The organism is Parabacteroides sp. HGS0025, from assembly GCF_000969845.1.
In the GTDB taxonomy this organism is placed as follows: Bacteria; Bacteroidota; Bacteroidia; order Bacteroidales; family Tannerellaceae; genus Parabacteroides; species Parabacteroides gordonii.
On sequence record NZ_KQ033902.1, the window covers coordinates 2,231,328 to 2,253,134 of the forward strand.

Here is a 21,807-nt window from a genome sequence, read left to right on the forward strand (position 1 = left end):
CAGATAAAAGAAAAGGCCGATGGAAGTTGTTTTACTTCTGTCGGCCTTTCTTGTTATTTTAATCGTTTGCTAAACTCTTTCGGATCCTGACTGTTGGACCAAATGTCAGCAATATGGATAGTCTCTTTTTCTACATAGTAAATGATTTTATGGTTCTTATGTTCCACGAAGGAACGATAATTTCTTTTACATGTTTCGGTTTTCAGTTCAATAGGCTGTCCCATATTGGGATTTAATGCCAGCAAGTCGGTAGCCTCTAAAATACCATTTATGAATTTGTCGGCTGCTCTGACACCCATTTCTTTTTTATACCAGGCATAAGTTACACGAGCTTTCTTTCTTGCTGTACGTTTCCATTTAATGATTAAAGGTTTCTCCATGAAGCAGCGGCTTTTCGCATTTCTTCCTGTGTATAATAAACCGGATCGGTCTCTGCCACCATTAATCTTTCTATTTTCTCCTCGTCAGTAAATGGGCGCATAGCATTTTCAATCTCTTCGTCAGTGACGATGTCGATGTCATCCACTTTACTGGCACGTGAAATTTTGTATCTGTTGGATGCGATACGTTTAATGTACTTTTTTACCTTCTCGAGACTCTCTGTGTCAAGGTTAACGATTTCGTTGAACAGTTCCAGGCGTTCACCCTGTAATTCCATTGCTTTCATATCTTTACTCCTTTCGGTTTTGATGAAGTACAAATGTATTTATTTTTTCGGAAAGAAGCTATAAAATAGCATTTTTATTCAGGAGGCTTAGGTCGCACGGCAACTATACTTGGTGAAGCGCAACCTTACGGAGCGGCAGAATGTCCGCTCCGGCATAATTGTGGCGATTCCGTGCAACCTGATACCATGTCGCTCCCGGATCGTTCTATCCTTTTAAACTTTTATTTATATCTTCAATATAACCGAGAATCTCTTCGCGTCCTTCCTTTTTCTCGGAGGAGGAGATTAGGATAGGAGGCAGTTCTTCCCAGCTCTCCAGTAACTTGTCCTGATAGGCTTTCAGGTTTTCTTTCAGACGTCCTTTGCTTATCTTGTCTATCTTGGTAAAGATGATTGAGAAGGGTACGCCATTCTCTCCCAACCACTCCATAAATTCGAGGTCGATCTTTTGTGCCTCGTGGCGACAGTCAAGCAGCACGAAAAGGTTGGTCAACTGTTCGCGTTCCAGAATATAATCTTCGATGATCCGCTGAATGTTTTCCCGTCCTTCTTTTCCCCGTTGGGCGAAACCGTAACCGGGAAGGTCGACCAGAAACCAGTTGTTGTTGATCATGAAATGATTGATAAGTAACGTTTTGCCCGGCTTTTGTGAAGTCATGGCCAACCCTTTCTTTCCGGTCAGCATATTGATAAGGGAGGATTTGCCGACATTACTTCGCCCGATAAAGGCATACTCCGGAAAGTTTCCTGCGGGGCACTTCTTTACGTCAGTGTTACTGATAACAAATTCTGCACTTTTAATTTCCATCTTAGTTAATCTTTTATTGATTTATATTTTATCGAGGCAGCCCATAGTCCGAAGAAGGTGATGGCACCGTTTACCATCAGCATTTCGTAACCGAAAGCATAGCCTGTATATTGTTTCACCAGATAATCCGTAGCAAAACAGATCAATGGTGAGAGTATGCATATATAAGGAACATATTTGTCGCGTGGATGTTTCTTTGTGAACAATCCAAAGACAAATAATCCGAGCAAAGGGCCGTACGTATAAGACGCAATCATGTAAATCGCATCGATCACGCTGCGGCTGTTTACGGCCTTAAAGATAAGGATTATTATCGCAAACAGGATCGAAATAAGGAAATGAGTCATCAGGCGGGTACGTTTGGCCTTCCGGGCTTCTTCTTTCTCCACTCCCAGAATATCAACACAGAAGGAAGTGGTAAGCGCCGTCAATGCCGAGTCTGCGCTGCTGAAGGCTGCCGCAATGATACCGATCGTAAAGAAGATCAGGATTGAATGTCCCAGTATACCAGAAGTACAGAACATCGGCAGGATATCGTCATTCAGCGCAGGCAATGCAATATTCTTTTGTGCCGCCAGCGATAGTAACAGAACGCCCAGCGAAAGAAACAGGAAGTTGACCGGCGTAAAGGCAAAGCCGTAGGTGTACATATTCTTTTGCGCATCCTTCAGGCTTTTGCAGGACAGGTTCTTCTGCATCATATCCTGATCGAGTCCGGTCATTACGATAGTGATGAAGATACCGCTGAAAAACTGTTTGACGAAATGCTGTGTACTATGCCAGTCGTCGAACTCAAAGATACGGAAGTGCGGGCTGTCTGCAAGAGTCTGTATCATGCTGCCCATATCCAGTTCCATACTGTCTTTTACCTTCCAGATGATAACGACCAGCATGGCAACCAGGCAAAGCGCCTGAAGCGTATCCGTCCAGATAATCGTTTTGATGCCGCTGCGGTACGTATACAGCCAGACAAGGAAAATACTGATAACAACAGTTACCCAGAAAGGTATATTCCAGGTACTGAATACATAATGTTGCAGGATCAGTACCACCAGATAAAGTCGTGCGGCCGCTCCCACGATCTTGGACAGAAGGAAGAAAAAGGCTCCTGTTTTATAACTTCGCCGCCCGATACGGTCACCCAGGTAGGAATAGATAGAGGTCAGTTCCAGCTTATAATAGAGCGGTAGAAGGACTTTGGCGATCAGTATGTATCCGAAGAAGAAACCTAAGACCGTTTGCATATAGGTCATATCGATACTGCGCACCATTCCCGGAACGGATACGAAGGTCACCCCTGAAAGTGATGTCCCGATCATTCCGATAGAGACAATATACCACGGTGACTTACGGTTACCCAGAAAGAAAGCGTCATTGCTGCTGCTTTTTCTTCCCGTGATCCATGCAATGAGCAGCAGGATACCAAAATAAATTGCAATGATGGAAAGGATTATATAGCTATTCATTCACCGATACTTATTAAGTAGAGCAAGGGAGCGGACTCCCTGTCAAATGTTCGGTTACAAAGATAAGGATAAAAACTGAAAAATAATTTAATCGGCATAATTCCCCCTTTCGTGGGGAAAATACACCCGTTAATCTATTTTGTTTGTCACCTTCCGGCTTTGTTTGTTCCTTTGTAACCGTTAGAGCTCGTGAGAGTCAAGACAAACCAGCTACGACTTGTAGCTGATAAGATAGGTAAACACAAGAAAAAGGCTGCTATCGTGAGATTAGCAGCCTTTTTAGTTGATGGTTATCAAGTGATTCAATATCTTTTCTCTATCTGTGTCCCCCGGAAATAATGTGCCAGTATCTTTGTGTAAGGATATCCTTTTGCACCCATTACCGCAGCTCCGATCTGGCAAAGCCCTACGCCATGTCCCCAACCGGCACCTGTAAGAACGAAACGTTGGGGGATATTGACACGGATATCTTCTCTGTCTACTACGAAGGCCGAACTGTAAAGATGTGTCTCCGACAATGTACGCCGTATTTCCAGTTCCTTGCCGATCGTGTACACCCGCCGTGTCCCTACGATCTGTAACTTTTCGATACGGCCGGAAGTTCCCCTTTCGAGCGGGACAAGATCCAGTATCTCGCCGAAGTCGATACCGCTTTTACGGTGGATCATCTCGGCCAACTCCTGTTGCGTATATGATACTGTCCAGCGATAGAAATGCATTGTCTCCTGATCATAGTTGTTCAGTACCTGCAATAATATCCTGTTGTCGGTCGTGTTACAAAAGGCTTTGGGAGAGTTGCGTATCCACATTTCAGCTTCCGTCGGATCGGTCAGGTCGGGATAAGAAGTCTCTTTGCTGTCGCGTACAGCAGTCAGATAAGCGTGGGGCACAGGCTCCCAGCAATGTTCGAACTGCTCGGTTACGCCTCCGCAACATTTGGAGAAGCGGGCATCGCAAATCGATTCGCCGTCTGTCAGTACTTCACCGCGCGTTTCCTCGATCGCTTCCTGTACAATCGGTGTCGAAGCACGGGTGATACCCTGATAGCGCTGGCAATGATCATCGGCACAGACATCGAACATCGTATGATCTTCGCGGTCGTACCAGCGGATCAGCTGATCTTGTTCGCGGTGGCAGCTCTGGTATTTCTCCGGAGCACCGCCTAAACGGTATGTCTTCTCTATCTGTGCCAGCAACCAACTGCGTGAAATCACGGCATGTGCTTTCAGTAGCTCTTTCGAGGCTCTGGCACTCATCTCCGACGAGATCACGCTAATCAGGTATTCTTCCACATCGATACTGTTGATAACAACAATGCCTTCGTTTCCCGCCACCAGGTTAAGTGAGCCTTTAAAACGCTGATCTTCCTGCCGTTGCCAATGGAAATCAATTCCGATCGTAACGGCCTTCAGGTCGAATGAGGAGGCAGGCGAAGCCGGTTCAAAGAAAAGTTCTTTGTACAGCTTGCCGTTGTACACAATATTTCCGTTTACGAACAACGCCCGTTGTTCACCGGTCAGGAAGGTACTGCTCTCCGTGTGGATATACTCTCCGTTGAACACGAAAGAGACAGCCTTCTGCGTCATAATCCCAACATTAACTAGCGGTGCATCCATTATTTATTTTATTCTTTTTTCGCTTTCATTGAACTTATTGCCAGGTAAGCCATCAATGCTATATACATTACAACAGCCAGCGGCTCGGCAAAGTTCCCTTCCAGCCATTTCTCATTGACAAGGTTCACGCCACCGAAACGTAGGGCAGCGCTGATAACGCCCATCAGGGCTCCTCCAGCAATAAAACCGGAAGCAAGCAGAGTCCCTTTTTCCAGGCGGGCTGTGTTGAGTGCCTGATCTTTACTGCGGCTTCCGACATACCAGCTGATAGCTCCGCCGATCAGCAGCGGTGTGTTCAGTTCCATCGGGATGAACATACCCAGTGCGAAAGCCAATGCCGGGATCTTACAGAAGTTCAGGACGATAGCCAGCACGGCTCCGATACCGTACAGCACCCAGGGTGCTCCCGAGCCACTCATCAGTGGCTCGATAACTGCTGCCATAGCGTTTGCCTGCGGTGCAGCCAGTTGTCCGGTGGTAAAACCGTACGTCTGGTTCAGGATCAGGATCACACCGCCAACAGTAGCAGCGGATACCAGCGTTCCGAGGAATTTCCATGTTTGTTGCTTGGCCGGTGTGCTTCCCAGCCAGTAACCGATCTTCAGGTCGGTGATGAAACCGCCTGCCATAGACAATGCCGTGCAGACAACACCTCCGATAATCAGTGCCGATACCATACCGGCTGTTCCCTTCAGCCCGGCTGCAACCAGGATGATGGACGACAGAATCAGCGTCATCAATGTCATACCCGACACCGGATTTGTCCCTACGATAGCAATGGCATTCGCCGCAACTGTCGTAAACAGGAACGCGATGATTCCAACGATCAGCAGGCCGATCAGTGCATAATACCAGTTGTCGAGCACACCGAAATGGAAGAACAGGTAAGTCACGATCAGTGTTGCGAAGATACCGATCGTAATGATCTTCATCGATAAGTCTTTCTGCGTACGTACCGCTTCGGTATCAACCTCCGTATTTTTACCTTTCAGCTCTTTGGCTGCCAGACCTACCGCGCCACGGATTATTCCCCATGATTTGATAATACCGATCACACCGGCTGTAGCAATACCTCCGATACCGATATGACGGGCGTAAGTAGTAAATATCTGTTCCGCGCTCATGCTGCCTACGGTGGCTGTGATCGCGTCATTTCCCAAAGTCAGTACATCCGGCCCGAAGAAGGCGGACATCAACGGGATGATGACCAGCCAGACAAGGAATGATCCGGCACAGATGATCATCGAGTATTTCAGTCCGATGATATAACCGAGTCCCAGCACGGCAGCTCCGGTGTTTACTTTCAGCACGACTTTCGCCTTGTCGGCCAGCATTTCACCGACCCCTACGATACGGGTGCTTATCGTTTCGCTCCACCATCCGAAGGTGGCAATAATAAAATCGTACAGACCTCCGATCAGACCGGCCAGGATAAGCGGTTTAGCCTGGCTGCCGCCTTTCTCTCCGGAAACCAGTACCTGTGTAGTAGCCGTTGCTTCCGGGAACGGATATTTACCGTGCATGTCCGAAACAAAGTATTTCCGGAACGGGATCAACAGCAGTATGCCGAGGATACCGCCCAGCAACGAACTCATAAACACTTCAAAGAAGTTGATCGTGATCTCCGGATATTTATCCTGCAGGATATAAAGGGCGGGAAGCGTAAAGATAGCTCCGGCCACGATCACACCGCTACAAGCTCCGATAGACTGGATAATCACATTTTCCCCCAGCGCGTTCTTTCGTTTGAAACCGCTCGACAGCCCGACGGCGATAATGGCGATAGGGATGGCGGCTTCAAATACCTGTCCGACCTTCAATCCCAGATAGGCTGCTGCCGCACTGAATATCACGGCCATAACCAGCCCCCAGAAAACAGACCACGGGGTCACTTCCTTGTATTGCTTGCCTGGCGACATGATAGGGTTATACACTTCTCCTTCCTTGAGTTCTCTGTAGGCATTTTCGGGTAGTCCGCTTACCTTTTCTTCATCTTCCTTCTTCACGGTGATTACTTATTTAGTTAGATTTAATCCGTTGTTAGTACTTACAAGATTACAAAGCTAGGTTATTTCTTTTAATGCACAAAAGAAATTTACTTCTGATAAATTTCTTTCGTTGCGATAGGGGTTTTGAATTTATTCGTGTCTTATCGATATAATCATAAAATAAAAGAGAATGAAAAAATTAGTACTTTGTATTTGTTTATTACCAGTTATTAGTTTTGCCCAGCAAACATCGGGGCATTTTTTGAAAGTGTTTAACCGGACAACACAAACCGTTTCATCGTTAAGGATGGCGAATACAGCCTTGGATTCGACATATACTTATCAGGGGAGTGATAATAAGTTGACGGATATCGCCTATTATACTTATGATGAATCCGGTAGAAAAATAAAGATGGAAACGAAGTCTGTTTATAGTTCTGACGGTGACCTGAGTCTTTCTTCGAAAACAGAATATATTTATCCTGAAAACATTGGAAATACTTCTTATGAAACGGAAGAAAGAGCCTATTCTTATGTAGACGGGGAGTGGATGCCGGTTTATAAAACTTTCAATACTTATAATGCTTCTGCTACCCAAACGGCAATGAGAAGTTACCGAAATGAAAACGGCGAATGGGTGAAAGACTGGGTTTGGGAGACTGCTGAGTCTGACGATAAAGGAAATCCTCTGATAGTGATGGATACTACTTTCCATGCGGATGGAAGTCTCGAAATTTATAAAATGGATGCAGTTTATAGTGATGGCGGTCTTGTTTTAGGCGGAACTAATTACGACTGGAGTGAAGAAATGAAGGATTGGATCCCTTCACAAAAGGCACAACTAACCTATGACGATCAGGGTAATGTAATCAGTCAATATACTGAATTTATAGAAGATGGTGAGTGGGTCTTTGGTTTTGAATATACATATCTATATGATGAGCATCGGAATATGATACGTGAAACGGATAAGGAAAACGATGGCTTTACTCTCTATATTCGGTTCCAGAATTTCTATTCCGACAATACGATTACACATAATGAAACTATACGAGTTAATCGTGATTATAAGATTGCAGTGAATTCTTCTTCTCGCACCCTGGAATTTGATTTAGGAGATATTGAGGAAGGAAAGGTAAGCATTATAAATGCATCCGGTGCTATTGTCCGTCGGGAAACAGTTCGCAACAGTCAGCATAGTATTCCCCTAAACACTCTTGCTTCCGGTTTTTATATTATTCATGTTTATACCTCTCAGGGAGAACAGTCCCGTCGGGTAATTATTCGATAATATAGAATTCTGTCTACAGAGGATAATGGAAGATTTGTATCATAATATATGAGAACTGATTCTTATATATTATGATACTATCTTCTCATAATATATGATACTGATCGCTTCTCTGCTGAAGTTTTCAGTTCTTTCTTATTCTTTTTCTTGTCTCTTATGCAAGCTTCTCAGTTCGAAAGAAAGCATTACACGGAAGATACCGATGATCAGCAGCGCATAGGCTATCATATAGACAAGAGTGAATACACCCAGTCCCGGTTGCCAGATGATAGCGATACTACAAATGATCGCCAGGATACCGAAAGCCATATACCAACCCCAGTTTCCGGTGCCGAACCGTTTCAGATCCATCGCATAACCTGTTGAAGAGAAGCCTCTGAACATTAACCAGAAGGCCAGAATGAAAGGCAGAACAGTCATACTCAGACCCGGACTGGCCATCAGATAGATACCAAGTATCAGGTCGATAATACCTCCTGCCAGATACCAGCCCCAGCTGGATATATGCTTACGGTTTGATACGGCAAACAGGATCTCTAAGGTACCGCTTACGAACATGGCTATACTAAACAGCATACTTAAAGCAATATAACTTGCCAGCGGTGTGAACATCAGGCATATTGCAATCAGGATATATAATAATCCCAGCAGAAGAGAAACCCACCAGTTTTGTACGGCGGAACTAATTTTTTCGTTAAATGCATTCATATTGAGTAACTTTTAAAAATTAAAGAATTTCTTCTGTAACAAAGCGTGGGAAAGAAAGGTTTTAAGGTAAAGACAAACCGGAATATTTTATATACATTTGTCGTCTGTTTAATAAATTATACACAAGTTAAAGTCTGCTCTTATGAAAGGTATTGTACTGGCAGGAGGCTCGGGTACCCGCTTGTATCCGATCACCAAAGGTGTCTCCAAACAATTGTTGCCGATTTATGATAAACCGATGATCTATTATCCTATATCTGTTCTTATGCTGGCAGGTATAAGGGAGATATTGATCATCTCTACTCCACAGGATCTGCCCGGGTTCCGTCGGTTGTTGGGAGACGGTTCGGATTATGGTGTGCGTTTTGAGTATGCCGAACAACCTTCGCCCGATGGGCTGGCACAAGCCTTTATTATAGGGGAGGAATTTATTGGTAATGACTCGGCTTGCCTGGTGCTGGGCGACAATATCTTTTACGGACAAAGCTTTACAGCTATGTTAAAAGAGGCCGTTAACAATGTGGAGAAAGAACAAAAAGCAACCGTGTTCGGTTATTACGTCACCGATCCGGAACGCTACGGGGTTGCCGAATTCGATAAAGACGGAAACGTGTTGAGCATCGAAGAAAAGCCGAAAGCTCCGAAGTCGAACTATGCTGTGGTTGGGCTCTATTTCTATCCGAATAAAGTGGTTGAAGTGGCAAAACAAATTAAGCCGTCAGCCCGTGGAGAACTGGAGATCACAACAGTCAATCAGGAATTCCTGAACGACGGGGAGCTGAAAGTACAGTTACTGGGCCGTGGCTTTGCCTGGCTCGATACAGGTACGCACGATTCGCTTTCGGAAGCGTCGACCTTTGTCGAAGTGATTGAGAAACGTCAGGGACTGAAAGTGGCCTGTCTCGAAGAGATCGCTTTCCGGAAAGGGTGGATCGATGCCGACAAGTTGAAAGAACTTGCCACTCCGATGATTAAGAATCAATATGGTCAGTATTTATTGAAACTGATAAAGGAATGAATAAAGACAGTAAAATATTTGTAGCCGGTCATCGTGGTCTGGTCGGTTCTGCCATTCTGAAGAACTTGCAACAGAAAGGTTATACGAACTTTGTTCTGCGGACGCATACAGAACTCGACCTGACTGACCAGCTCGCTGTAAACGAATTTTTTGCATCAGAGAAACCGGAGTATGTATTCTTGTCTGCTGCCCATGTGGGAGGAATTATGGCGAACAGCGTGTATCGTGCGGATTTTATTTATATCAATCTGATGATACAAAATAATGTGATCCATGCTTCTTATATTAATAATGTAAAGAAGTTGCTGTTCCTGGGAAGCACTTGTATCTATCCTCGTGAAGCTCCGCAACCCATGCCGGAAGACTGTCTGCTGACTTCTCCGCTGGAATATACGAATGAGCCGTATGCCATTGCAAAGATTGCCGGAATAAAAATGTGCGAAAGCTACAACCTGCAATATGGAACGAACTATATTGCTGTGATGCCGACAAATCTTTATGGCCCGAACGATAACTTCAACCTGGAAACTTCCCATGTGCTTCCGGCTATGATCCGTAAGATTCACCTGGCGAAGTGTCTGCACAGGAAAGATTGGGATGTGTTGCGTAAAGATCTGAATACACGTCCGGTAGAAGGCGTATCCGGAGAAGCTTCCGAAGAAGCTATTCTGGCAATTCTTGAGAAATACGGAATTTACCCCGGTAAAGTGGAGCTCTGGGGAACCGGAAAGCCGCTTCGTGAGTTCCTTTGGAGTGAAGAAATGGCGGACGCTTCCGTTTATATTATGGAACATATCGATTTCTCGGATGTCCGTCCCGAAGGAATAGAAGTTCGTAACACGCATATTAATATAGGTACGGGAAAGGAATTGTCTATAAAAGAAGTGGCTACCCTGATCCGTGAAAAGATCGGTTTTGAAGGTGAGCTTACCTTCAACTCATCCAAGCCCGACGGTACTTTGCGTAAACTAACCGATGTAAGTAAACTTCATGCCCTGGGCTGGCATCATCAGATTGAGATTGCCGAAGGTGTGGAGCTTTTGTATAACTGGTATTTGAACAAACAATAATAAACTTAGTATAATGAGTAAAGTAGCTTTAATTACAGGCATAACAGGACAGGATGGAGCCTATCTGGCTGAATATCTTGTGAAGAAAGGATATATAGTGCATGGCATCAAACGTCGTTCGTCTATGTTCAACACAGACCGTATCGACCATCTCTATCAGGATCCTCATATAGAGAACAGAAACCTGATACTGCATTATGGCGATCTGACCGACAGCTTGAACCTGACCCGTATCATCGGTGAAGTACAACCCGATGAAATATATAACCTGGCTGCTATGAGCCATGTGAAAGTTAGTTTTGATACTCCCGAGTATACAGCGAATGCTGACGGTTTGGGTGTTTTGCGCATCCTTGAAGCTGTCCGTTTACTGAACCTGACGACTAAAACCCGTATTTATCAGGCTTCGACATCTGAGCTATACGGTTTGGTGCAGGAGGTTCCTCAAAAGGAAACAACTCCTTTTTATCCGAGAAGCCCGTATGCCGTAGCAAAACTTTATGGCTACTGGATAACCGTAAACTATCGCGAAGCTTATAATATGCACGCATCCAATGGTATCTTGTTCAACCATGAATCGCCGTTGCGTGGTGAAACGTTTGTTACACGTAAAGTAACCCGTGCGGTGTCACGTATTGCACTGGGGATGCAGAAAAAAGTTTATCTGGGAAATCTGTCTTCTAAACGTGACTGGGGGCATGCAAAGGATTATGTTCGTGCTATGCATGCCATTCTCCAACAGGATGAACCTTCTGATTATGTAATTGCTACCGGAATAACCACGACTATTCGTGATTTCGTGAGCAAGGCATTTAAGGAAATAGGGGTAGAAGTTATTTTCAAAGGAGAAAATGTTAATGAGGTTGCTTTATTAAACTATATTGACGAAAAAATGTTTATAGAGAAAGTAGGTGAGTCTTACCTCGAAAGTTTCAAGGAACGAATAGGGGAGGAAGTTGTCGGAGTTGATCCACAGTACTTTCGTCCGACAGAGGTTGATTTGCTTATCGGGGATGCTACGAAGGCTCGTACCCGGTTAGGTTGGGAGCCGAAATACAGCCTTGATGCTCTTATTCAGGATATGATGCAGAACGATGTGAAGCTTATGAAAAAAGAGTCTTATCTCCGGGAAGGCGGGTACAAAATTCTGAATTATTTTGAATAAATTAAGAACAAAACATAGATTTAGTTTGTTTTATTTGAAAAAAGAGTTAATTTTGCTCTAAATTTGAGCGTTATTTGAGGTAATTGATTGTTTAATTAAAATGTTGATGAATATGAAGACTAAAGTATTACTTTTGGCTTTGTTGTCAGGTTTCGTTTTCTCTGTGTCTGCACAGGAATTTAAACCACAAGTTGGTTTTAGTACTGAAAAAGGTTATAAGACAAATTTCAAGAAAAACAAAGCTGGCGACAATTGGTTTATTTCTGTTGCTGGTGGTGCAAGTATGTTATTAGGTGACCAGAATAATAAAGCGGATTTTGGTAACCGTTTGAATTTTGCTCCTCAGTTCTCGTTTGGTAAATGGTTTAATCCGTATCTGGCTTTCCGTGCTCAGTTGAACGGTGGTATTTTACACGGATTTTATCAGGATGGTAATGCTACTAAGATGCAGCACAACAAATATGCAGCTGCTCACGTAGATTTGTTATGGGATGTGACTAACTTCTGGGGTGTTTATAATGAAAAGAGAGTTTTCCGTTTGATTCCTTGGGTTGGTTTTGGTTATGCACAGCGTTTCAAAACTACAGAATCTGCTGAGTTTGCAAGAACAGAATCTCCTACATTGAATGCCGGTATCCTTACTGCTTTCCGTTTGAGCAACCGTGTTGATTTGAACGTGGAAGTTCAGGGTTCATTGCTGAACGAACAGTTTAACCGTATTTCTATGTATCACCTGTCTGACGGTATCGTTCAGTTAAGTGCAGGTTTGACATTCAAATTGGGTAAAACTAATTTCGAAGTATTGGAACCGATGGATTATGCTTTGTTGAACGATTTGAACAATCAGATCAACTCTTTGCGTGCTGCTAACGATGAGCTGAGCAAACGTCCGGAATCTTGTCCTGAATGTGAAGAAGTAGTGACAAATGTTGTAAACAACTATGTTGACAATGTAGTTTACTTCCGTCTTAACAGTTCTAAGATCGATAAGAACCAGCAGATCAATATCTATAATACTGCTGAATTCATGAAGGGTAACAATACTCCGATCAAGGTTATCGGTTATGCTGATAAGAATACAGGAAATTCGAAATATAACATGGGTCTTTCTGAAAAACGTGCTAAAGCCGTTGCTAAAGAATTGATCGAGAAATACGGTATCAACTCTAACCAGATCACTATCGAATGGAGAGGTTCTGACGAGCAGCCGTATAGCGAAAACAACTGGAACCGTGTTGTAATCATGTCTGCAAATAATTAATTATTTTTTAATTATATCTGAAAAAGGCTGCACATTATGTTGTGCGGCCTTTTTTTTGCACATATTTATGCTTACTTTTGTGGAATTTTAGAACACAATTATGGAATTCGACAAAAAACATGGTTACCTTATCCAATGGTGTATAGGGATGGGAGATTTACTTGTGATAAATCTGCTGTTCTTTGCTGTCTATAATGGGTTAGGGGAGTTTTATACGAAAATGATTTCCTCGAGTTTAAGGGAGGTCGTTCTTTTATTGAATTTTTGTTACTTCTTTTCTCTCTATTTTATACCGATGCAATTGCATGTGGCCGTTATCTTTATAGATAAGATTGTTCAGCGTGCGTTTGCTCTTGTCTCTATAATGGTCTTTTTATTTGCAACCTGCCTTATATTTCTCAATATAGGCGATGTGTTGGCTACATTCTTGCTGGTTTATTATGTCGTGACGGTTGTCATTTTTTCTCTTTGGCGTGTTTTAGTTCGAGTAACTTTAAAGATGTATCGGAGAAAGGGACATAACTTTAAGAAGATTATCATAGTGGGGGCTGGAAAGAATGGTATGGAGTTGTATCGGGTTATGAAAGATGATCTTTCGTACGGCTTTAGTGTTATGGGCTTTTTTGATGATAATTTATCTTTGAAAAGTGTATTGCCGAATTATTTGGGTATGACGCATGATGTGGAGAGTTATGTACAGGCAAATGATATAGACGAAATTTATTGTACTTTGCCTGGAACACAGGATGAGAAAATATTGCGGATAATGAATTTTGCCGAAAAGCACATGATCCGTTTCTATATTGTCCCTGAATTTTACCGAAATATCAAGAAGAGTCTTGTGATGGAGATAATGGAGTCTATTCCATTATTAGCAATTCGTCGTGAACCGTTGCAGGCTGCTTATAACCGGGCATTGAAGCGATCCTTCGATATTGTTTTCTCTCTGGGGGTTTTATTGACGATCTATCCGATATTATATGTTATTATCGGTACTTTGATAAAAGTGACATCTCCCGGGCCGATCTTTTTTAAACAAAAACGTACAGGTCTGTATGGGCAGGAGTTCGAATGTTATAAATTCCGTACAATGCGGGTGAATGCAGATGCCGATAAATTGCAGGCTGCAAAAGATGATCCCCGTAAAACCCGCATCGGAGACTTTCTTCGTCGCACGAACCTGGATGAGTTTCCCCAGTTTATTAATGTGTTAAAAGGAGAAATGTCGGTTGTGGGACCGCGTCCTCATATGTTGAAACATACTGAACAATATTCTGCTCTTATAGATAAATATATGGTGCGCCATCTGGTGAAACCGGGGGTTACAGGTTGGGCGCAGGTTACCGGTTACCGGGGAGAAACAAAGACATTGGAACAGATGGAAGGCCGTGTGAAAAGAGATGTGTGGTACATCGAGAACTGGTCATTTTTCCTGGATCTGAAGATCATAGTGGTGACAGTTCTGAATATGTCAAAAGGAGAAAAGAATGCCTATTAAACTCATAAATTGCACACTTTTTGTGTATTTGTGTAATACAAATGCATATTTGTGCTATCTTTGCAGCCGATGGGAAGGATACTAGCAATTGATTATGGCCGGAAGCGTACCGGAATTGCTGTTACGGATACTTTGCAGATGATAGCAAATGGTCTGACAACAGTACCAAGCGGTGAACTTGTGGCCTGGTTATCCGGTTATGTATCTAAAGAACCGGTTGATCTGTTTGTTGTCGGTCAGCCTAAACAGATGAATAATGAACCCTCCGAAAATATGAAATATGTAGAGGCTTTTGTTACACATCTGAAACGGACTATTCCGGATATTCCGGTTGAATATTACGATGAGCGCTTTACCTCTGTTCTGGCACATAAGGCAATGCTTGACGGTGGTTTAAAGAAAAAGAAAAGACAGGATAAAGGTCTGGTAGACGAAATCAGTGCTGTTATTATCCTGCAATCATATTTAGAAAATAAAAAATATCAGTTTTAATTTATGATTTTACCAGTATACTTATATGGTCAGCCCGTATTAAGAAAAGAGGCTGAAGATGTTCCTAAAGATTATCCCGATTTAAAGCAATTAGTGGTTAACATGTTTGACACCATGTATAATGCCGATGGAGTAGGATTAGCTGCTCCCCAGGTTGGATTGTCGCTCCGTCTGCTGGTTATTGACGCAGATGTGATGGGAGACGATTTTCCTGAATGCAAAGGATTCAAGCGTGCTATGATTAATCCGGATATTGTGGAACGAAGTGAAGAGGAGATTTCTATGGAAGAAGGTTGTCTCAGCCTTCCGGGAGTGCATGAGAAGGTATCCCGTGCCAAAAAGATCCGGGTGAAATATTGGGATGAAGATCTGGTCGAACATGATGAAGTGGTGGACGGTTTTGCCGCTCGTGTGGTACAGCATGAGTGTGAACACTTGGAAGGTCATGTATTCATCGATAATGTATCTCCTATCCGCCGCCAGTTGAATAAAGGAAAACTCAATAGTATTATTAAAGGGACTGCTCGTTGTTCATACAGAGCAAAAGCTGTCGGTAAATAATAAAACTCTATTAAATAATCAGTATGACAGATTTAAGTAAAAACATTCAGGCCCTCAGGGAAAAGAAAGCCGTCGTAGAGATGGGTGGAGGCGAAGCTGCAATCGAAAAACAGGTTGCTATGGGTAAACTTACTGCCCGTGAACGTATCCTTTCTTTGTTGGACAAGAACTCTTTTCATGAGTACGATTTGTTTGTTAAGCACGATGGTCGCGATTTCGGAATGGACAAGAAGGACTTTCCGGGCGATGGTGTAGTAACTGGTACAGGTACAATTTTCGGAGCTCCGGTTTGTATTTATGCACAGGACTTCACGGTTGCTGGTGGTTCATTAGGTTTGCAACATGCCCGTAAGATCACGAAGATCATGGATCATGCTCTGAAAATGAAATGTCCGATTATCGGTATTAACGACTCGGGTGGTGCTCGTATTCAGGAAGGTGTTGGTGCTTTGGCCGGATATGGCGAAATATTTTATAGAAATACAATTGCATCAGGTGTTATCCCTCAGATCTCTTTGATTCTGGGGCCATGTGCCGGTGGAGCTGTTTATTCTCCTGCATTGACAGACTTTGTGTTCGTGGTAGAAAATATCTCTAAGATGTTTATTACCGGGCCGAATGTAATCAAGACTGTGTTGGGTGAGGATATTTCTATGGAAGATCTGGGTGGTGCTCGTGTTCATGCAGAAACAACAGGTAATGCTCATTTCTATGCATTGAGCGAACAGGAATGTTTCGAGCAGGTAAAACGCCTGGTTAGCTTTATTCCCTGGAACAATACAGACCACGCAAAACCGGTAGAAGCGAAAGAACCGTCAGTTATGCTTAATATCGAACAGGTTGTTCCTGCCGATCCGAAGCAGCCGTATGATGTTCGCGATGTTATTAAATGTATTGTTGATGATTCAGACTTCTTGGAAGTACAGGAGCTATGGGCTGCAAATATCGTAGTTGGTTTTGGTCGTATGGGTGGCGAAACTGTCGGTTTTGTTGCTAACCAGCCGATGGTACTGGCAGGTGTATTGGATTGCGACAGTGCTGATAAAGCCGCTCGTTTTATCCGCTTCTGCGACTCATTCAATATTCCTATTATTACACTGGAAGATATGCCGGGTTATCTGCCGGGCGTAGACCAGGAGCATGCCGGTGTGATCCGTCATGGTGCAAAAGTATTGTATGCTTATTCTGAAGCTACTGTTCCTAAGATCACCGTTATTCTGCGCAAAGCATATGGTGGTGGTTATATCGCAATGAACTCACGTCACCTGGGCGCAGACTTTATGTTCGCATGGCCGAGTGCAGAGATCGCTGTAATGGGGCCGGAAGGTGCTGCCAACATTATATTCCGTAAGGAAATCATGGAAGCGGAAGACCAGAATGCAATGCGTCAGGAAAAAGTAAAAGAGTATATTGAGAAGTTCGCTAATCCTTATGTGGCTGCTTCAAAAGGATTTATCGATTCTGTTATCGAGCCGAAAGAAACACGTTCGTTGTTACTTCACGCGCTGAAGCTTTCTGTTTTGAAAGAGGAATACAGACCGGCTAAAAAGCACGGAATACCTCCGTTCTAATTGAATCCGTAAATATACTTTTTGAAAATATGGAAAATAAAGAAAATGAATATGTAGACTTTGTAGTTACCGCCCGTAAATACAAAACGCTGCTGACTGAGAAATATAAAAACCGTAAGATGTGGCATAAGCCCTTCGTCGGTGACGTAATTTCTACTCTTCCGGGAACCATCGTGAAGATCTATGTGGAAAAGGGACAGACGGTGGAAGCCGGACAGTTACTCCTTATCCATCAGGCGATGAAAATGTACAATCGTATCGTTGCTCCGGTGACCGGAGTGATCACCGAATTGGATGTAAAAGAGGGAGATAAGATTACAAAAGATCATTTGATGGTAAAAATAGAGTCTAAGTAAGATAATTTACTTATTTTTGCCTCACTCAAGTTGATATTTAGAATAGATGAAGAAGGCAATACTCTTTTTTATATTACAAATATGTTCACTTTCGCTAGTGGCACAGATCAATACGGATCGTGTACTGGCCATAGGACGTAATGCTCTGTATTTTGAAGACTATGTTCTGTCAATACAGTATTTTAATCAGGTAATTAAAGCGAAGCCCTGGTTGGCGGAACCGTATTTTTACCGTGCAGTAGCAAAAGTGAACTTAGACGATTACAAGGGTGCCGAGGAAGACTGTACATTATGTCTTCAGCGGAACCCTTTTTTAGTGCAGGCTTATTACGCCCGCGGAATTGCTCGTCAGAGCCAGGAAAAATATGCAGAGGCTATTAATGACTATGATAAAGGTCTTGAGTTTAAGCCTGAAGACCGGCAGATGCTTGTCAATAAAGCTGTAGCTAATATTCAGCGGAAAGATTACGACGAAGCAGAAAAGACATTTGATGTGCTGATGAAAGCGCATCCTAAATATTCCATGAACTATCTGACCCGCGGAGCCATGTACAGCGAGAAAGGAGATACCGTTAAAGCGCTTGCCGATTACAACATGGCGATTGAGATGGATCCGTATTATGCTCCGGCTTATGGAAACCGTGCTATTTTGCTTTATCAGACGAATGACCTGAAAGATGCGTTGGCCGATTTGAATGAAGCAATTAAATTGAATACCCGTGAAGGTGGTTATTATATCAATCGAGGTTTAGTCCGTTATCAGATGAATGACCTTCGTGGAGCTATGGCTGACTATGACCAGGTCATCAGTATGGATAAAAATAATCTGATTGCCCGCTTTAACCGTGGACTGCTCCGTTATCAGGTGGGAGATAATAACCGGGCTATTGAAGATTTCGATGTAGTGATCCAACTGGAACCGGATAACTATATGGCTTATTACAACCGCGCTTTACTCCGCTTTGAAACCGGTGACTATCGTGGTGCGGTAAGTGATTACGATGTGGTGTTGGGACAATATCCGAATTTTACCCCCGGATATTACAGCCGTTCGGAAGCCAAACGTAAGATGAACGATGTTGTGGGTGCTGACCGTGACTACTGGGCTGCTATCGAGATGGAAAACAATGCCAAGAAAGACCGTCAAGCCGGTGGGCAGACAGGAACAGCAACTGCTGCAAATAATAATGATGAAAATACACGTGAAAAATCGGATAAGAACATTAGTAAGTTTAATCGTCTGGTGGTGTATGATAAGGATGAAGAGCGAAGGAATAAATATCAGAGTGATGTTCGTGGACGTGTGCAAGATCGTAATGTGCGTGTAGACCTGGAACCTCAGTTTGTATTGACCTATTACGAAAAGATTGACCCGATCAAAAAAATAGTCTATTACGATAAGATGATCGAGGAGTTCAATGCCCGTATGGTTTTATCGCGTAAACTTCGTATCACGAATGAAGAAGCGGCTCTTACTGAAGATCAGATTGCCGTGCATTTTGAATCGATCAATGATTTCTCAGCTAAGATAGAAACACGTTCAAGCAATGCCGATGCTTATTTCGGTCGGGCTGTCGATTATATGCTGGTACAGGACTTTACTGAAGCTATTAAGGATTTCAATAAGGTAGTTGAACTTGATCCGACTTATACGATGGCTTATTTCAACCGGGCAGTGGTGCGCTATAAACAGTTGGTGTATGATATGTCGCAAGCCTCGAGTACGGATGATCTGTCGGCATCTATGGGAAGCATGAATTTTAATATCGGTAAAAACCAAAGTTTGTCGAGGACACCTTCTGATCCTGCATCAGCTAACGTAAAAGAAAATAAAAGAGCTTACGAGCATGAAATGATAACACGCGATTATGATATGGTTATCCGTTTGAATCCGGGTTTTGTTTATGCTTATTTCAATCGTGGAAACCTGCGTTGCGTTCAACGTGACTTCAGAGCTGCTATACAGGACTATAATGAAGCGATCAAACGTGATCCCGATTTTGCAGAAGCATACTTCAACCGGGGATTGGCACGTTTGTCTTTAGGTGATGCCAATCAGGGGATAGCCGACCTGAGTAAGGCGGGCGAACTGGGTATCATTAATGCTTATAGTATCATCAAGCGCATGACAAGCAACTAATTTATATTGCTCAATTAAGTTCAAAACAGACATGCTTTGCCAACAAAACATGTCTGTTTTGGGTTTAAAGCATATATCTTTTGGCGCAAAAGGATTATTTTACGAAAAAGAATGCTAAATTTGCATCCTAATTAAAAAGAATTATAGAGAACAGATTATGATAAAGATTACATTTCCGGATAATTCCGTAAGAGAATATGCTGAAGGAACTACTGCTATGCAGATCGCAGAAAGCATAAGTTCTCGTTTGGCTCAGGAAGTTTTGGCCGCAAGTGTGAATGGGGAAACCTGGGACTTATCTCGTCCTATTACTAAAGATTCAACAGTTAACTTGCTTAAGTGGGATGATGAAGAAGGTAAGCATGCTTTCTGGCACTCGAGTGCTCACTTAATGGCTGAAGCATTGCAGGAACTGTATCCGGGCATTAAGTTCGGTATCGGTCCGGCTATTGAAAATGGATTCTACTATGATGTGGATCCGGGTGAAGCTACAATCAAAGAAGGTGATTTTGCTGCTATTGAGGCAAAAATGCTGGAACTGGTTGCCAGAAAAGAAGAAATCAAACGTCAGGACATTACCAAGGCAGATGCCATGAAAATGTTCGGGGACAGAGGTGAAGAATATAAGACCGAGTTGATCGGCGAATTGGAAGACGGTACAATTACTACCTATACGCAAGGTGCTTTCACAGACTTGTGTCGCGGTCCGCACTTGCCTAACACTTCTTATTTGAAGGCTGTTAAGATTTTGAGCGTAGCCGGTGCTTACTGGCGTGGCGACGAAAAGCGTAAACAGTTGGTTCGTTTGTATGGTATAACCTTCCCGAAAAAGAAAATGCTGGATGAATATCTGGCGTTATTGGAAGAAGCTAAAAAACGTGACCACCGTAAGATCGGTAAAGAACTTGAATTGTTTACATTTTCTACTGCTGTAGGTGCGGGTTTGCCTTTGTGGTTGCCTCGCGGTACTCAGTTGCGCCTGAAACTGGAAGACTTCCTGAAACGTATTCAGAAGAAATATGGTTACCAGCAGGTAATGACTCCGCATATCGGGGCTAAACAGTTGTATGTGACTTCTGGCCATTATGCAAAATACGGTAAAGATTCATTCCAGCCGATTCATACTCCGCAAGAAGGTGAAGAATTCTTGTTGAAACCGATGAACTGTCCTCACCATTGTGAGATTTTCAAATCATTCCCGCGTTCATACAAAGACCTGCCTCTTCGTTTTGCAGAGTTCGGTACTGTATATCGTTATGAACAGAGTGGTGAGTTGCATGGTCTGACAAGAGTACGTGGTTTTACCCAGGATGATGCTCACTTGTTCTGCCGTCCGGATCAGCTGAAAGATGAGTTCCTGAAAGTAATGGATATTATCTTTATCATTTTCAAGGCGCTCGACTTTGAAAACTTCGAAGCTCAGATTTCCTTGCGTGATAAAGTGAACAGAGATAAATATATCGGTTCGGAAGACAACTGGGAAAAAGCGGAAACAGCCATTATCGAAGCCTGTCAGGAAAAAGGCCTGAAGGCAAAGATCGAATATGGTGAAGCTGCTTTCTACGGTCCGAAACTGGACTTTATGGTGAAGGATGCGATCGGTCGTCGCTGGCAGTTAGGTACTATTCAGGTAGACTATAACCTGCCGGAACGTTTCGAACTGGAATATACAGGTGAAGACAATAAAAAACATCGTCCGGTAATGATACACCGTGCACCATTCGGTTCAATGGAACGTTTTGTTGCTGTACTGATTGAGCATACCGGTGGTAAATTCCCGTTGTGGCTGACTCCGGATCAGGTATGTATCATGCCTATCAGTGAGAAGTTCAACGACTATGCATGGGATATCGCCCGTCAGTTGGAAGAGCAGGATATCCGTGTATTGGTAGATGACAGAAACGAGAAAATTGGTCGTAAGATTCGTGATAACGAATTGAAACGTATTCCTTATATGCTCATTGTTGGAGAGAAAGAAGCAGAAAATAATGAAGTTTCTGTAAGAAAACAGGGCGAAGGTGATAAAGGTTCGATGAAAATTACTACCTTTGCAGCGCTTTTAAACGATGAAGTAGAGGAAATGATGAATCGTTGGCAAAAAAGTAAACAATAAATAACTAATAACGAGGAG

Annotated in this window: 19 protein-coding genes; 12 read left to right on the forward strand and 7 right to left on the reverse strand. The window is 43.1% G+C overall.

What is annotated here, in order from left to right; all coding sequences use genetic code 11:
- Positions 1-53 precede the first annotated feature (53 nt).
- The 6 genes from HMPREF1212_RS08460 to HMPREF1212_RS08485 form a co-directional block, all read right to left on the reverse strand.
- Positions 54-380, reverse strand: a complete 327-nt coding sequence (locus HMPREF1212_RS08460; RefSeq protein WP_046149058.1) for a type II toxin-antitoxin system RelE/ParE family toxin — start codon at positions 378-380, stop codon at positions 54-56.
- On the reverse strand, positions 365-667 hold the full coding sequence (locus HMPREF1212_RS08465; protein ID WP_225608045.1) for a hypothetical protein: 303 nt from the start codon (positions 665-667) through the stop codon (positions 365-367). Before HMPREF1212_RS08465 ends, HMPREF1212_RS08460 begins: the two co-directional genes overlap by 16 nt.
- Positions 668-872: 205 nt before the next feature.
- Positions 873-1,475 (reverse strand): ribosome biogenesis GTP-binding protein YihA/YsxC, encoded by a 603-nt coding sequence (gene yihA, locus HMPREF1212_RS08470; RefSeq protein ID WP_046149059.1) that lies wholly within the window; start codon positions 1,473-1,475, stop codon positions 873-875.
- Positions 1,476-1,480: 5 nt separating this feature from the next.
- On the reverse strand, positions 1,481-2,941 hold the full coding sequence (locus HMPREF1212_RS08475; RefSeq protein ID WP_046149060.1) for a sodium:solute symporter: 1,461 nt from the start codon (positions 2,939-2,941) through the stop codon (positions 1,481-1,483).
- A gap of 302 nt (positions 2,942-3,243) precedes the next feature.
- Positions 3,244-4,557, reverse strand: a complete 1,314-nt coding sequence (locus tag HMPREF1212_RS08480; RefSeq protein ID WP_046149061.1) for a SpoIID/LytB domain-containing protein — start codon at positions 4,555-4,557, stop codon at positions 3,244-3,246.
- A gap of 8 nt (positions 4,558-4,565) precedes the next feature.
- Positions 4,566-6,563, reverse strand: coding sequence for an OPT family oligopeptide transporter (locus HMPREF1212_RS08485; RefSeq protein WP_046149062.1), 1,998 nt, complete (start codon positions 6,561-6,563; stop codon positions 4,566-4,568).
- Positions 6,564-6,735: 172 nt separating this feature from the next.
- Here HMPREF1212_RS08485 and HMPREF1212_RS08490 point away from each other — a divergent pair, with 172 nt between their 5' ends.
- The gene (locus tag HMPREF1212_RS08490) at positions 6,736-7,836 is read left to right on the forward strand and encodes a T9SS type A sorting domain-containing protein (protein WP_082099853.1); all 1,101 of its coding nucleotides are present in this window, start codon (positions 6,736-6,738) and stop codon (positions 7,834-7,836) included.
- Positions 7,837-7,971: 135 nt separating this feature from the next.
- Here HMPREF1212_RS08490 and HMPREF1212_RS08495 read toward each other — a convergent pair whose 3' ends face one another.
- Positions 7,972-8,544: an HdeD family acid-resistance protein gene (locus tag HMPREF1212_RS08495; protein WP_046149064.1), complete on the reverse strand. Its 573-nt coding sequence runs from the start codon at positions 8,542-8,544 to the stop codon at positions 7,972-7,974.
- 142 nt (positions 8,545-8,686) lie between these two features.
- On the opposite strand from HMPREF1212_RS08495, the gene rfbA reads away from it, so the two are divergent.
- From rfbA to thrS, 11 genes are all read left to right on the forward strand, one after another.
- A complete protein-coding gene (gene rfbA / locus HMPREF1212_RS08500) occupies positions 8,687-9,562 on the forward strand; it encodes a glucose-1-phosphate thymidylyltransferase RfbA (protein WP_028728207.1) in 876 nt (291 codons plus the stop codon).
- Positions 9,559-10,632, forward strand: coding sequence for a GDP-L-fucose synthase family protein (locus HMPREF1212_RS08505; RefSeq protein ID WP_046149065.1), 1,074 nt, complete (start codon positions 9,559-9,561; stop codon positions 10,630-10,632). Before rfbA ends, HMPREF1212_RS08505 begins: the two co-directional genes overlap by 4 nt.
- Positions 10,633-10,645: 13 nt before the next feature.
- Positions 10,646-11,797 (forward strand): GDP-mannose 4,6-dehydratase, encoded by a 1,152-nt coding sequence (gmd, locus tag HMPREF1212_RS08510; protein WP_046149066.1) that lies wholly within the window; start codon positions 10,646-10,648, stop codon positions 11,795-11,797.
- Positions 11,798-11,909: 112 nt separating this feature from the next.
- Positions 11,910-13,058: an OmpA family protein gene (locus HMPREF1212_RS08515; protein WP_028728204.1), complete on the forward strand. Its 1,149-nt coding sequence runs from the start codon at positions 11,910-11,912 to the stop codon at positions 13,056-13,058.
- Between the two features lie 100 nt (positions 13,059-13,158).
- The gene (locus HMPREF1212_RS08520; protein WP_028728203.1) at positions 13,159-14,556 is read left to right on the forward strand and encodes an undecaprenyl-phosphate glucose phosphotransferase; all 1,398 of its coding nucleotides are present in this window, start codon (positions 13,159-13,161) and stop codon (positions 14,554-14,556) included.
- A gap of 69 nt (positions 14,557-14,625) precedes the next feature.
- Positions 14,626-15,048, forward strand: coding sequence for a Holliday junction resolvase RuvX (ruvX, locus tag HMPREF1212_RS08525; RefSeq protein ID WP_028728202.1), 423 nt, complete (start codon positions 14,626-14,628; stop codon positions 15,046-15,048).
- A gap of 3 nt (positions 15,049-15,051) precedes the next feature.
- Complete coding sequence (gene def / locus HMPREF1212_RS08530) at positions 15,052-15,609, forward strand: peptide deformylase (RefSeq protein WP_046149067.1); 558 nt, start codon at positions 15,052-15,054, stop codon at positions 15,607-15,609.
- A gap of 23 nt (positions 15,610-15,632) precedes the next feature.
- Positions 15,633-17,180 (forward strand): acyl-CoA carboxylase subunit beta, encoded by a 1,548-nt coding sequence (locus HMPREF1212_RS08535; RefSeq protein ID WP_028728200.1) that lies wholly within the window; start codon positions 15,633-15,635, stop codon positions 17,178-17,180.
- Positions 17,181-17,209: 29 nt separating this feature from the next.
- On the forward strand, positions 17,210-17,536 hold the full coding sequence (locus HMPREF1212_RS08540; protein WP_046149068.1) for an acyl-CoA carboxylase biotin carboxyl carrier protein subunit: 327 nt from the start codon (positions 17,210-17,212) through the stop codon (positions 17,534-17,536).
- Positions 17,537-17,582: 46 nt separating this feature from the next.
- Positions 17,583-19,676: a tetratricopeptide repeat protein gene (locus HMPREF1212_RS08545; protein WP_028728198.1), complete on the forward strand. Its 2,094-nt coding sequence runs from the start codon at positions 17,583-17,585 to the stop codon at positions 19,674-19,676.
- Between the two features lie 157 nt (positions 19,677-19,833).
- Positions 19,834-21,789, forward strand: a complete 1,956-nt coding sequence (gene thrS / locus HMPREF1212_RS08550; protein WP_028728197.1) for a threonine--tRNA ligase — start codon at positions 19,834-19,836, stop codon at positions 21,787-21,789.
- The last annotated feature ends 18 nt before the right edge of the window (positions 21,790-21,807 follow it).

Bases quoted from the DNA above. Each gene is read 5' to 3' on its own strand.
- HMPREF1212_RS08460 (WP_046149058.1), bottom strand. From the start codon at position 380: ATGGAGAAACCTTTAATCATTAAATGGAAACGTACAGCAAGAAAGAAA.
- HMPREF1212_RS08465 (WP_225608045.1), bottom strand. From the start codon at position 667: ATGAAAGCAATGGAATTACAGGGTGAACGCCTGGAACTGTTCAACGAA.
- yihA (WP_046149059.1), bottom strand. From the start codon at position 1,475: ATGGAAATTAAAAGTGCAGAATTTGTTATCAGTAACACTGACGTAAAG.
- HMPREF1212_RS08475 (WP_046149060.1), bottom strand. From the start codon at position 2,941: ATGAATAGCTATATAATCCTTTCCATCATTGCAATTTATTTTGGTATC.
- HMPREF1212_RS08480 (WP_046149061.1), bottom strand. From the start codon at position 4,557: ATGGATGCACCGCTAGTTAATGTTGGGATTATGACGCAGAAGGCTGTC.
- HMPREF1212_RS08490 (WP_082099853.1), top strand. From the start codon at position 6,736: ATGAAAAAATTAGTACTTTGTATTTGTTTATTACCAGTTATTAGTTTT.
- HMPREF1212_RS08495 (WP_046149064.1), bottom strand. From the start codon at position 8,544: ATGAATGCATTTAACGAAAAAATTAGTTCCGCCGTACAAAACTGGTGG.
- rfbA (WP_028728207.1), top strand. From the start codon at position 8,687: ATGAAAGGTATTGTACTGGCAGGAGGCTCGGGTACCCGCTTGTATCCG.
- HMPREF1212_RS08505 (WP_046149065.1), top strand. From the start codon at position 9,559: ATGAATAAAGACAGTAAAATATTTGTAGCCGGTCATCGTGGTCTGGTC.
- gmd (WP_046149066.1), top strand. From the start codon at position 10,646: ATGAGTAAAGTAGCTTTAATTACAGGCATAACAGGACAGGATGGAGCC.
- HMPREF1212_RS08515 (WP_028728204.1), top strand. From the start codon at position 11,910: ATGAAGACTAAAGTATTACTTTTGGCTTTGTTGTCAGGTTTCGTTTTC.
- HMPREF1212_RS08520 (WP_028728203.1), top strand. From the start codon at position 13,159: ATGGAATTCGACAAAAAACATGGTTACCTTATCCAATGGTGTATAGGG.
- ruvX (WP_028728202.1), top strand. From the start codon at position 14,626: ATGGGAAGGATACTAGCAATTGATTATGGCCGGAAGCGTACCGGAATT.
- def (WP_046149067.1), top strand. From the start codon at position 15,052: ATGATTTTACCAGTATACTTATATGGTCAGCCCGTATTAAGAAAAGAG.
- HMPREF1212_RS08535 (WP_028728200.1), top strand. From the start codon at position 15,633: ATGACAGATTTAAGTAAAAACATTCAGGCCCTCAGGGAAAAGAAAGCC.
- HMPREF1212_RS08540 (WP_046149068.1), top strand. From the start codon at position 17,210: ATGGAAAATAAAGAAAATGAATATGTAGACTTTGTAGTTACCGCCCGT.
- HMPREF1212_RS08545 (WP_028728198.1), top strand. From the start codon at position 17,583: ATGAAGAAGGCAATACTCTTTTTTATATTACAAATATGTTCACTTTCG.
- thrS (WP_028728197.1), top strand. From the start codon at position 19,834: ATGATAAAGATTACATTTCCGGATAATTCCGTAAGAGAATATGCTGAA.